At 42.9% G+C, this 12,009-nt stretch carries 9 protein-coding genes and 2 tRNA genes; 5 read left to right on the forward strand and 6 right to left on the reverse strand.

Translation table 11 applies throughout. The features are described from left to right. Positions 1-2 precede the first annotated feature (2 nt). The 4 genes from rsxB to ACYX4W_RS09145 form a co-directional block, all read right to left on the reverse strand. On the reverse strand, positions 3-584 hold the full coding sequence (gene rsxB / locus ACYX4W_RS09130; protein ID WP_179982769.1) for an electron transport complex subunit RsxB: 582 nt from the start codon (positions 582-584) through the stop codon (positions 3-5). After that, complete coding sequence (gene rsxA / locus ACYX4W_RS09135; RefSeq protein WP_179982770.1) at positions 584-1,165, reverse strand: electron transport complex subunit RsxA; 582 nt, start codon at positions 1,163-1,165, stop codon at positions 584-586. Before rsxA ends, rsxB begins: the two co-directional genes overlap by 1 nt. Positions 1,166-1,358: 193 nt before the next feature. Further along, positions 1,359-1,435 (reverse strand) — tRNA-Asn (locus ACYX4W_RS09140). Positions 1,436-1,462: 27 nt separating this feature from the next. Further along, positions 1,463-1,539 (reverse strand) — tRNA-Asn (locus ACYX4W_RS09145). A 998-nt stretch (positions 1,540-2,537) separates the two neighbouring features. Here ACYX4W_RS09145 and ACYX4W_RS09150 point away from each other — a divergent pair. The 3 genes from ACYX4W_RS09150 (at position 2,538) to ACYX4W_RS09160 (ending at position 7,400) form a co-directional block, all read left to right on the forward strand. Next, the gene (locus ACYX4W_RS09150) at positions 2,538-3,920 is read left to right on the forward strand and encodes an MATE family efflux transporter (protein ID WP_476075335.1); all 1,383 of its coding nucleotides are present in this window, start codon (positions 2,538-2,540) and stop codon (positions 3,918-3,920) included. Positions 3,921-4,016: 96 nt separating this feature from the next. Beyond that, complete coding sequence (gene uvrB, locus ACYX4W_RS09155) at positions 4,017-6,032, forward strand: excinuclease ABC subunit UvrB (RefSeq protein WP_476075336.1); 2,016 nt, start codon at positions 4,017-4,019, stop codon at positions 6,030-6,032. Between the two features lie 441 nt (positions 6,033-6,473). Continuing rightward, a complete protein-coding gene (locus ACYX4W_RS09160; protein ID WP_118489862.1) occupies positions 6,474-7,400 on the forward strand; it encodes a LysR family transcriptional regulator in 927 nt (308 codons plus the stop codon). Between the two features lie 109 nt (positions 7,401-7,509). Here ACYX4W_RS09160 and queC read toward each other — a convergent pair whose 3' ends face one another. After that, positions 7,510-8,166, reverse strand: coding sequence for a 7-cyano-7-deazaguanine synthase QueC (queC, locus tag ACYX4W_RS09165; protein ID WP_334057735.1), 657 nt, complete (start codon positions 8,164-8,166; stop codon positions 7,510-7,512). Positions 8,167-8,260: 94 nt separating this feature from the next. Between queC and queE the strand changes: the two genes are divergently transcribed. Continuing rightward, positions 8,261-8,935 (forward strand): 7-carboxy-7-deazaguanine synthase QueE, encoded by a 675-nt coding sequence (gene queE / locus ACYX4W_RS09170; RefSeq protein WP_476075457.1) that lies wholly within the window; start codon positions 8,261-8,263, stop codon positions 8,933-8,935. Positions 8,936-9,035: 100 nt separating this feature from the next. Beyond that, positions 9,036-9,917 carry a type 2 periplasmic-binding domain-containing protein gene (locus ACYX4W_RS09175; RefSeq protein WP_476075337.1) on the forward strand — a complete coding sequence of 294 codons (882 nt, stop codon included), beginning with the start codon at positions 9,036-9,038 and terminating at the stop codon, positions 9,915-9,917. Between the two features lie 69 nt (positions 9,918-9,986). Here the strand turns inward: ACYX4W_RS09175 and asnB are convergent, their stop codons facing one another. Next, positions 9,987-11,657: an asparagine synthase B gene (gene asnB / locus ACYX4W_RS09180; protein ID WP_118489858.1), complete on the reverse strand. Its 1,671-nt coding sequence runs from the start codon at positions 11,655-11,657 to the stop codon at positions 9,987-9,989. Between the last annotated feature and the right edge of the window lie 352 nt (positions 11,658-12,009).

Raw genomic sequence — 12,009 nt, forward strand, 5'->3', positions numbered from 1 at the left:
AATTACGATACCATTTTGATGGGGATATCACCTTTAGGTGATGATTCGAAATCCCACTTCCATGTAGAAGTAGTTTGAACGATTGGCACCATGTCAATGCAGTCGACAGGGCAGGGGTCTACACATAAGTCACATCCTGTACACTCATCAGTAATAACGGTATGCATGTGTTTTGCGGCACCTAATATGGCATCGACAGGGCAGGCTTGGATACATTTGGTACAGCCGATGCACTCATCTTCTCGAATGAAAGCAACTTTTTTGACGTCTTCTTCGCCGTGTGCTGCGTCAAGGGGTTTGGGTTCAACCCCCATTAAGTCTGCAAGTTTTTTAATTGTTGCTTCACCGCCTGGAGGACATTTATTAATGTCGTCGCCATCTGCAATAGCTTCAGCATAAGGTTTACAACCTGGATAACCACATTGGCCGCACTGGGTTTGTGGTAACACGGCGTCGATTTGTTCGACAAGTGGGTCGCCCTCTACTTTAAAGCGAATGCTCGCATAGCCCAAGACTAGGCCAAAAATAAGGGCTAGGACGCCAATTGCAATGACAGCAAGTATGATCGTAGTAGACATCGACATTACACCTTCACCAACCCACTAAATCCCATAAATGCGAGGGACATAAGGCCTGCGGTAATCATGGCAATTGATGCACCCTTGAATGAGACAGGTACGTCAGCAGCCGCTAAGCGCTCACGCATGGCTGCAAATAACACTAATACCAAGGAGAAACCTACTGCAGCCCCGAACCCATAAATAAGGCTCTGCATGAAATTATGCTGCTCCGTCAGGTTTAACAACGCTACACCAAGAACTGCACAGTTGGTTGTGATAAGAGGAAGAAATATACCTAACAGTCTATATAAGGTTGGACTTGTTTTGTTCACGACCATTTCTGTGAACTGAACAACCACCGCAATAACAAGGATAAAGGCCAGGGTTCTGAGATAGCCAATACCTAAAGGCGCAAGTAAATAGGTTTCAACCAGGTAACTTGAAGCCGAGGCAAGGGTGAGTACAAATGTGGTGGCCATAGACATGCCCATGGCGGTTTCCAGCTTTCCAGATACACCCATAAACGGGCATAAACCGAGAAACTTAACCAACACGAAGTTGTTAACCAGTACTGTACCAATCAATAGCAGTAAAAATTCAGTCATGAATAACGCAATTCCTTCGAGGAATTTTGACGGACAATGCCCGCGAATTAAAAAGAAAAACAGATTAGGTCTATTATCCCTTTTTAGAACGGGTTTAACAACTTGATTGAATTAGGGTTATTTAATGTCTAAACGCGTTGTTTTAGGAATTAAAATAGAATGAAGTGGGTGAGGCGATTAAGAGCCAACTAAGTGGCTCCCCCTCCCCGACTCGAACGGGGGACCTGCGGATTAACAGTCCGTCGCTCTAACCAACTGAGCTAAGGGGGAATCGACACCTAAGTTGTTTGCTGAAGTTGGCTCCCCCTCCCCGACTCGAACGGGGGACCTGCGGATTAACAGTCCGTCGCTCTAACCAACTGAGCTAAGGGGGACCTGTGCTTCAACGGGGGCGAATATTAAAGACGTACTTAGGAACTGTCAACAACATAAATGAAATATTTGTGCTGACTGCGCAAAAAATAGCTTTTTACAGCTTTAATGCTCATTTTGTCGTCAATGTAGCGAAAGTGATGGTTAATAAGTGCACATGTTGCTTATTAACATATAAACAAGTGTGCTTTTAGCTATTAAAGAAAATGATTTTTTCATTTTCGCTATATATCTCAGCAAAGGTAAGTAATATAACTAAAAAGAATAAAAAATTGCTTCCATACTGTTATTATGTACAGCCTTTAATAAATCTGTAACCTGTACCTGAGGATTAAAAGGTTAGTCATCACTTACGTGATGAGAAATTAATCGAGCACGAAATCCCGCCGAATATGGTCTGGCGGTAGTTATCCACTAAATCTGTGGATAACTATGTTGATAGCTTAGATTCGCCTACTGCTTTTGTAAGATCAGGTATTAATTGATCCGATTGAATAGGCCTGAATGTGGGGTGATATTCTATATACTACAAAGGGTTAGCACTGTTTTTGTGATCGCAACCTTCGATCTAAATTGATCGGTTGAACAAAAAGTAGCTTGTGTGTTAATTCAACGAATGACTAAATGCTATCCAACAAAATCCATGTTATTTCTCAGGTTCTTACAATCTATTAACATTTTTGTTGTTCTTTCAAGCGTTAAGCAGTGAAAACTTAACGTGAACGAACTTCAGAAGTGACTATATTAAAAGTGAAATAGAATAGAAACTAAACTGTCACGGACTTACTGACTCATTTATCGCGTACAATTATCGACAAAGTAGTGCTTTTAGCGAATAGCGAACAAATTCGTAGAACGCATGCATTTTCATTAAAAACACCATATTTCTTCTCTCCCTCTTGCTCTTTGCTTTGTTTATCGAAACAGAATGGCTAAATAGCGTTCACCGTTTTACACTAGCGTGCAATTAATGAGGGGAATTCATTCAGCCGGAGATCTAGTGATAAAAAGTAACGCTAAACAACGTACTTCCGACTTATTGGGAGGAGATATAGGTACTACGTTAAAGCGTATGACTATTCCTATGATATTAGGAATGGTAATGATGATGAGCTTTGGGCTTATCGATACCTTTTTCGTCAGTTTGTTGGGCACGGACCCATTAGCTGCTATCAGTTTTACCTTTCCAGTGACCTTTACAGTAATCAGTCTGAACATTGGTTTAGGTATAGGAACCTCAGCAATTATAGGAAAATTGCAGGGTAGTAAGGAAATAACCAAGTCCCAACACTATGCTACAGGTTCGCTAATGCTGTCTGTTTTGCTGGTAGGAACATTAGCAATGATTGGCTTTTTTACCATAGAGCCTGTATTTAAACTGCTTAATGCCACAGATAACTTAATGCCATATATATCTGACTATATGGGGCTATGGTATTTGTCGAGCATCTTTTTAGCTATGCCTATGGTGGGCAATAGTGTACTACGCGCATGTGGTGACACGCGGACGCCTAGCATAGTGATGGCAGCTGGGGGCGGTTTAAATGCGTTGCTTGACCCTATTTTTATATTCGGACTTGGGCCTATTCCCGCAATGGGAATAAAAGGTGCGGCGCTGGCTACCTTTATCGCGTGGATAGTTGGTGCCATATGGATACTTTATATTTTATCTGTACGTCGAAAGTTGATGTTACCTCGACTTCTAACAATCACCGAGCTCCGTGACAGCAGCCGGGAGATTCTCAAAATAGGGCTGCCTGCGGCAGGGGCAAATATGTTAACCCCAATTGCAGGTGGTGTGATGACAGCTGTAGTTGCTGGTTACGGCGCCGAAGCAGTGGCAGCTTGGGGGGTAGGTAATAGAATGGAGTCTATTGCTAGTATTGTCGTTCTAGCGCTATCTATGACGCTGCCTCCATTTATTAGCCAGAACGTAGGGGCAGGGCAGATAGAGCGGGTTAAAAAAGCATATTCGCTTACTTTGAAGTTTGTTCTTGTTTGGCAGTTCGGCATTTTTCTTCTTATGTGGGCAATGTCTAGCTGGATAGCCGTTGCTTTTGCCCATGAAGCAGAGGTAAGCGTATTAATACAGCTATTTTTGATGATTGTACCTCTAGGTTATGGCATGCAAGGCATTATAATTCTGACTAATTCATCGTTGAACGCAATGCACCGCCCCATGACGGCATTAGTATTAAGTGTCATCCGCTTATTTATTTTCTTCGTACCAATAAGTGTTGCCGGTAGTTTTCTATTTGAACTGAAAGGGTTATTTGCCGGTACTGTCATTGCCAATATTGCAATGGCGTGTGTTTCATTTGTTGTTTTCAAACGTGCGATTACTCAGTTTGAATCAGATAAAAAAATATCTGAGCGCAGCTAATACCATAGTGGCCAACCAAGGTTAAGTGTTTGTAATGTTAAGTAGTTTGACCGAGAGCAAAATGTTAAGCAGTAAGCTAAAGAAAAGGTTAAGTAAATGAGTAGAGGGTTTGAGCTTCATTCTAAATACAAGCCAGCAGGCGACCAGCCAAAAGCAATAGAAGCTTTGGTGGATGGCTTGGAAAGTGGTTTGGCTGGCCAGACACTGCTGGGTGTTACGGGGTCAGGTAAAACCTTTACTATGGCAAACGTCATTAAAGAAGTGCAGCGACCAACACTTATTTTGGCACACAACAAAACACTGGCGGCTCAACTTTACGGTGAAATGAAAGAGTTTTTCCCCAATAACGCAGTAGAGTACTTTGTCTCCTATTACGATTACTACCAGCCAGAAGCCTACGTTCCTAGTACCGATACCTTTATCGAAAAAGACGCGTCTATAAATGATCACATTGAACAAATGCGATTATCAGCTACCAAGGCACTAATGGAGCGCCGGGACGTAGTGATAGTGGCCAGTGTGTCGGCTATTTATGGCTTGGGTGATCCTGAATCCTATATGAAAATGCTGTTGCACCTTCGACAGGGCGACACCATGGATCAGCGTGATATTTTACGTCGCCTTGCTGAATTGCAGTACAAGCGTAACGATTTGGCCTTTGAACGGGGTACATTCCGCGTGCGTGGTGATGTCATTGATATCTTCCCCGCCGACTCTGAAAAGCAAGCCGTACGGGTTGAGCTGTTTGACGATGAAATAGATAAAATCAGTTTATTCGACCCGTTAACGGGCGCAGTGGATAAGTCTGTTATTCGCGCGACGGTTTTCCCAAAAACGCACTATGTAACCCCGCGAGAGAAAATTCTGAATGCTATTGAGCATATAAAGGATGAATTAGGCGATCGCAAAAAGCAGCTTCAAGAAACGAATAAGCTTATTGAAGAGCAACGCATCTCACAACGTACCCAGTTTGATATCGAAATGATGATGGAGCTTGGATATTGTTCGGGTATTGAAAACTATTCCCGCTACTTGTCGGGACGAGCGCCGGGCGAGCCGCCTCCAACTTTGTTAGATTATTTTCCGGCAGATGGCTTGATGTTTATCGATGAGTCTCATGTTACGGTTTCCCAAGTAGGGGCTATGTACCGTGGGGATCGCTCTAGAAAAGAAACGCTAGTGGAGTTTGGTTTCAGATTGCCATCTGCGTTAGACAATCGTCCGCTTAAGTTTGAAGAATTTGAGCAAATTTGTCCTCAAACCATTTATGTTTCTGCAACGCCGGGTGACTATGAGTTGAAGAAAACTGACGGCGAGATAGTCGAGCAAGTGGTAAGGCCCACTGGGCTCTTAGATCCGGTTATTGAAGTGCGCCCTGTTGCAACTCAAGTCGATGATGTTCTGTCTGAAATTCAAAAGCGGGTAGAGCTTGACGAACGTGTGCTTATTACTACCTTAACAAAGCGTATGGCCGAAGACTTAAGCGAGTACTTAAACGAGCACGGCGTTAAGGTGCGCTATCTACATTCGGATATCGATACCGTAGAGCGAATTGAAATTATCCGTGATTTACGATTGGGTAAATTCGATGTGTTGGTCGGTATCAACCTGTTGCGTGAAGGTTTAGACATGCCAGAAGTGTCGCTGGTGGCTATCTTAGATGCAGATAAAGAAGGGTTCTTACGTGCTGAGCGTTCGCTAATTCAAACCATTGGTAGAGCTGCGCGACACGTGAATGGTAAAGCCATTTTATATGGTGACAGCATAACCAAATCTATGAAAAAAGCGATAGACGAAACGGACCGTCGTCGTGAAAAGCAAATGGCACATAACGAGGCAAACGGCATTACACCAATGCGTCTTAATAAGCCTATTACCGATATTATGGACTTGGGTGATAGTGCACACCCTGCTTCTGGTAAGGTAAGACTGCGCAAGGTTGAAGAAAAGAAAAAGCAACAGAAGACAGCAAGTGCAACTGAGTTAATGGATCAAATCACCGAACTGGAAAAACAGATGTTCGAATATGCTCGGGAGCTTGAGTTCGAAAAAGCGGCGTCACTTCGTGACGATATTGAATCACTTAGAAAACAGGTAGTTGCGCTTTCTTAAGCATTTTACCCAGTCAACGCCCTCAGTACTTATTGGGGGCGCTTTACTTGCCAGATCTTCCCGAAGGACGAGTCTAAAATGTCCGTACTCTTTGTGGTGTAACCTTGATGTCGAACCACTACTCCTACGGTTACACGCCGCGATTACGAATATTCTAACTCTCATTGAGTGAGTAATTATATATGCGGGCTGTTAAAAAGCCCCCTGCGCTCGTATTCCGTATAAATTTGAATAACACATCTCTACTTGCTCTTCACCTTCGCTTATGTTCTTTTTACTTATGTAAAAATATTCCTGTAGATAACTATTTACGAAACAGAGAAGTTGCTTTTTTATTATTAAATGAGACGAAAAGCAGCAAAATGTCGTTGTAATAGCACGATTAGTTACATATAGTTCTCGTTAGAGTATCTATAACTATACCTAAAAACAGGTGCTAACATGCTTAATCGTCTTCAGGAGTCAGATATCAAGCTACTGCGTGTGTTTTATGCTGTAGCAAGCTGCAACGGATTTACTGCGGCTGAACCCGTGTTGCGTATGCAACGTCCAAATATCAGTGCCGCCATTAAAAAGCTCGAAGAGCGTTTGGATTTGGTGCTATGTCATCGTGGTCGTGGTGGTTTTCAAATGACAAAAGAAGGTGAGGTGGTTTTTCAAGAAACCAAGCGCATCTTCAATGCCTTCGATAACTTTGTTTTTAATCTAAAATCGCTACACGATGATTATTCTGGTCATATCACGCTAGTGTTAATGGCAGGCCTCCCACTTTCAATGCACATGGCTGTAAGTAAAGCAGTTAAAAGTACAATGAAGAAGTTTGATGATATCCACGTGAATATCCAAACGCGTTTATATAACGAAGTAGAACATGTTGCGTTATCAGGTGAGTGTCACCTTGTGGTTTCAACCTATGACATGGTAAAACCTGAATCAGTGACTTTTCACCCTGTGGGGATTGAAACTGAAGGGCGTCTATATTGTGCGCCAACCCATCCGTTGGCAAAGTATCGCGATACTGAATTGCCAGAAAATGTGAAGATTGGTGATTATCCTGCCATTGGCATTGCTGGCCTGTCATCAGCTAACTACATTGAAGATGAGACAAGGCTATCTATACAAACCTTTTCTGATTCTTTTGACGCTGCGATGTCCGCAATTATGACGGGCGAATATATCGGTTTGTTACCTGATTATATGGCAAAAGAGCAGGGGGCGGCGTTAGGACTTGTGCCTATTGCTCAAGGGAGTCTTTTTAACTTTAGCCACGAGCTATTTGTGATGAATGGTAAAAACACGCGGTTAAACCCGGTATTACGCCACTGCATTAAAGAGTTAAGTTATTTTATTTCTGAAAGCCAGAAGTAGTTTCATCAATACAGCTAATATAAAAACACCTCTTGTCCTAAAGCGTTCATAAATACGCAGGGAACAAGAGGTGTTTTTTATTGAGTCTGTTTATTTGTATGAGCAGTACTTATTCGTACTCTAATGGGTCGGTAGCGTTGTTTTCCTTAAAAGCTTCTAAACGCTCTTCACATGCACCGCATTTCCCGCAGGCTTTTTCTCTGCCGTTGTAGCACGTCCATGTTTGCCCGTAATCCAAACCCATCGACAACCCGTCAGTCAAAATAGCTGTTTTGCTGTCGTCGATATAAGGCGTCATAATGGTAACTGGGGTATAGTTTGCAATACCACATACGTCATTCATCTTATGCACGAATTCTGGTCGGCAGTCGGGGTAAATGGCGTGATCGCCTGAGTGTGCACCGTAATAGACTTCATTGGCGTCCAAACTTACAGCATAGCCAACCGCCAAAGACAGTAATATCATGTTACGGTTAGGCACTACCGTTTGTTTCATGCTTGGTTCTTCATAGTGACCTTCAGGTACGTCGATATCTGACGTTAGGGCAGAGCCACCAATAAGTGTGTTAATAGCGCTAATATCGACAATTTTATGTGGCACATTAAGTGATTTACACACGTTCGCCGCATAGTCGAGTTCTTTTTTGTGACGCTGTCCGTAGTTAAAGCTTAATGCGTGAACTTTTTTGCCTGCCTTCAGTGCTTTGTGCAGTACTGTGAAAGAGTCCATGCCTCCTGAATAGATAACAACAACATTTTCTGACATAGTTTTCGAAGATTTAAGAAATTATCCCCGAATTTTATGTGATCCTTGGTAAAATCCCAACATACAATCGTTAAAGGGTGTCAATTTGTCTGTAATGTCCACATTAAACATCAATGAGATGTTTGAAACTATCCAAGGTGAAGGTGCTCACACAGGTATTCCTTCTATCTTTGTTCGCCTGCAGGGCTGCCCTGTAGGCTGCCCATGGTGTGATACTAAACATACGTGGGAAATAAAACCTGATTTAAGTGTTTCGCCTCAGGCTGTGATAACCAAAGGCGAAGAGTCAGAAAGTTATTTCATCTCAAGTGAAGACGCCTTGCTGGCCGAATTTGGTAAGCAAAAATACGTGGCAAAACACGTGGTCATCACGGGGGGGGAACCTTGTATGTATGATTTACGTCCGTTGACAACCCTGCTACACGATAACGGGTATACCACACAAATTGAGACCAGCGGTACCTTTGAAGTGCTCTGTGATGAGCGCACTTACGTAACTGTTTCACCTAAAATAAATATGAAAGGCGGATACGACGTTTTAGTCAGTGCTTTAGAAAGAGCAAACGAAATTAAGCATCCTATTGCTATGCAAAAGCATATTGATGAACTTGACGCTCTGCTGAGCAGTGTATCATCGCTGGAAGGAAAACAGGTTTGTTTACAACCAATTAGCCAGCAGAAGAGAGCAACTGAACTGGCTGTGCGGACTTGTATTGAGCGCAACTGGCGGCTATCTTTACAAACACACAAATACATTGGCATTGAATAAATGTTTAATACATATCTGCCTTTTAAAAGAATAAAACGCGATCAAGAGTACTCAGCTCACTCTTTAACTCACTCTTTAATTCAACTTGGGCATAAAGAAAATGAACAGCTTCAACTCGCTTAAAAAAGCTGTTTCTGCAGCGGTTTCTTTATGTCTTTTGGTTATCGTTCCAATGGCTGATGGCGCTACGTGGACCATTACCTATCCCCGTCCTATCGACGACTCCGACGCGCGAGCTCAATATCCTATCGCTTTACTTAAACTCGCTTTAGATAAAACAGGTGTCAATTACGAGCTTCGCCCTTCGGATCGCATATTACTAACGAGTAAGGCTATGCGCCAGCTTCGTGAGAATAGAGAAGTGAACGTTGTGTGGAGCATGACAGATAACCAGCGTGAAAAAGAACTGACCCCTATTCGAATACCTATCGCCAAAGGGCTTATTGGCTTTCGCGTTTTTGTTATTAACGAAGATAAGAAGTCGAAGTTTGATGATGTATTGTCGTTGAACGATATGCGTAAACTTGTTCCTATCCAAGGAGAAGAGTGGCCAGATACTAAGATTTTGCAAGCTAACGGGTTCAACGTCTTCACCGTGCCTGAATTTCGTGAAGCGTATGACATGATTAAACAGGGCAAAGGAGACTTTTTTCCTCGTTCTGTGATGGAAGTGAGCGCAGAACTCGAGGAAGAAGGCCGTCGCTCTAACCTCTACCTTGAACCTTCAATGGCGCTTTATTACCCGACAGCCATGTATTACTTCGTTAATGGGAATAATAAAACATTAGAAAACCTCATTCAGACTGGCCTAAATAGAGCTATAGAAGACGGTTCATTTGACGCCCTATTTGCGTCTACTTATGCGCCTATCTTAGAGTCTCTAGACGTTAGTGAGCGCAAAATATTTACGCTGGAAAACCCATTGCTTCCTATTGAGACGCCTCTCACTAATTCTACACTTTGGTATAAACCAAAGTTATAAAGAATAAAATGGCAATAAAAAACGCAGCCTAAGCTGCGTTTTATACATATCTTTGCTTCGTTTCGTCTATTACGACTCGCCAGCGTGAACATCTTTCATTGAGCGACCAGATGGGTCGGCATTGTTCTTAAAGCTCTCGTCCCATTCAAGAGCTTCTGCAGTACTACAGGCGATTGACTTACCGCCAGGTACGCAGCGAGCGGCACTTTCTTGAGGGAAATAGCTCTCGAAAATAGTGCGGTAGTAATAGCCTTCTTTGGTGTCAGGCGTATTCACTGGGAAGCGGAATTCAGCAGTAGCTAGTTGTTGGTCGGTTACTTCGTTTTCCACAAAGTCGCGAATCGAGTCGATCCACGAATAACCTACACCGTCACCAAATTGCTCTTTTTGACGCCACAATACTTCCGCGGGAAGGGTTTCGCCGTTATCAAATGCTTTACGAAGGATCCATTTCTCCATTTTTCCGTCAAGACACATTTTGTCTTGTGGGTTTAAGCGCATGGCTACGTCAATAAAGTTCTTATCTAAGAAAGGAACACGTGCTTCAACACCCCATGCTGACGTCGCTTTGTTGGCGCGAGCACAGTCAAACATGTGAAGACGATCCAGCTTACGTACCGTTTCTTCGTGGAACTCTTTGGCATTTGGCGCCTTATGGAAATACAGATAGCCACCAAAGATTTCATCAGAGCCTTCACCCGAAAGCACCATCTTTATGCCCATTGCTTTAATTTTGCGGGTCATAAGATACATAGGGGTAGCGGCGCGGATAGTGGTTGTATCGTAGGTCTCAAGATGGAAGATAACATCACGGATGGCATCTAAACCTTCTTGAATGGTGAAATGGATTTCATGGTGAACGGTACCAATCATATCCGCCACTTTCTTCGCAGCCTTAAGGTCAGGAGCGCCTTCAAGACCTACAGCAAAACTGTGTAGGCGTGGCCACCACGCGTCAGTCTTGTCTTCATCTTCAACACGTTTGGCTACGTACTGTGCAGCCACAGCAGAAACCAGTGATGAGTCTAGACCGCCAGACAACAGAACTGCGTAAGGCACGTCAGACATCATGTGTGACTTCACCGCTTTCTCAAACGCTACACGAAGCTCGTCTAAATCGCTTGTGTTGTCTTTTACGTTGTCGTATTCCATCCAGTCGCGTTTGTAGTACTTAGTGATTTTTCCTTCTTTGCTCCACAGGTAGTGACCTGGAGGGAATTCACTAATTGTCTTACATACGCCCGCTAGTGCTTTCATTTCTGACGAAACATAGAAGTTTCCGTGTTCATCGTAACCCGTATAAAGCGGGATAATTCCAATGTGGTCACGGGCAATCAGGTAAGCGTCTTGTTCTTCATCGTAAAGAATAAACGCGAACATGCCTTCTAGGTCATCAATAAAGTCGATGCCTTTTTGCTGAAAAAGAGGAAGGATAACTTCACAATCTGAACGGGTTTTAAATGGATACGGCTCATCTAAGTCAGCGGCTAGCTGCTTGTGATTATAAATCTCGCCATTAACCGCAAGAATTTGCTTATCGTTTTGGCTGATAAGAGGCTGTGCCCCTGTATCTACGTCGACAATCGCCAGTCTTTCGTGACAAAGAATGGTATTGTCATTATTCCAGATACCCGACCAGTCAGGGCCACGGTGGCGCAATAGTTTTGATAAATCGAGGGCTTGGGTTCTGAGTTCAGACACATCGGTTTTGATATCAAGGATACCGAAAATACCACACATATAACGGATTCTCTCTGTTCACTTGTTGAAAAAAATAATAGAAGCTTTTTCTGTCGGTACTCGCGTACGAGTGAGCGAAGGATTGTTTTTATTCTTTTTTCGCGTGCCTTGAATGTGCCAGTCTGACAGGAAATTGCAAGTAGATTATGATGAGAAAATGGAAATACTTATGCCTTTTATCTCAAAATAGCCGTTTATTAACATTTTTATCCTATTTAGAGTGCATAATTATTATGTCAACTAAATAGCCCGTGAGTTTTCTGAATAGTAAAAAATAGCAATTCGAAGCCGCTTGAACCAGTGGTATAGGAAAGGGAAGTAAGAAAGGGCCTGTAAAAAGGCCCTTTTAGTT

The organism is Alteromonas sp. ABH4_454 (genome assembly GCF_056311775.1).

Excerpts from the sequence above, each read along its gene's own strand:
- ACYX4W_RS09175 (WP_476075337.1), top strand. The coding sequence starts at position 9,036 with ATGAACAGCTTCAACTCGCTTAAAAAAGCTGTTTCTGCAGCGGTTTCT.
- ACYX4W_RS09160 (WP_118489862.1), top strand. The coding sequence starts at position 6,474 with ATGCTTAATCGTCTTCAGGAGTCAGATATCAAGCTACTGCGTGTGTTT.
- rsxB (WP_179982769.1), bottom strand. The coding sequence starts at position 584 with ATGTCGATGTCTACTACGATCATACTTGCTGTCATTGCAATTGGCGTC.
- queC (WP_334057735.1), bottom strand. The coding sequence starts at position 8,166 with ATGTCAGAAAATGTTGTTGTTATCTATTCAGGAGGCATGGACTCTTTC.
- queE (WP_476075457.1), top strand. The coding sequence starts at position 8,261 with ATGTCCACATTAAACATCAATGAGATGTTTGAAACTATCCAAGGTGAA.
- uvrB (WP_476075336.1), top strand. The coding sequence starts at position 4,017 with ATGAGTAGAGGGTTTGAGCTTCATTCTAAATACAAGCCAGCAGGCGAC.
- asnB (WP_118489858.1), bottom strand. The coding sequence starts at position 11,657 with ATGTGTGGTATTTTCGGTATCCTTGATATCAAAACCGATGTGTCTGAA.
- rsxA (WP_179982770.1), bottom strand. The coding sequence starts at position 1,165 with ATGACTGAATTTTTACTGCTATTGATTGGTACAGTACTGGTTAACAAC.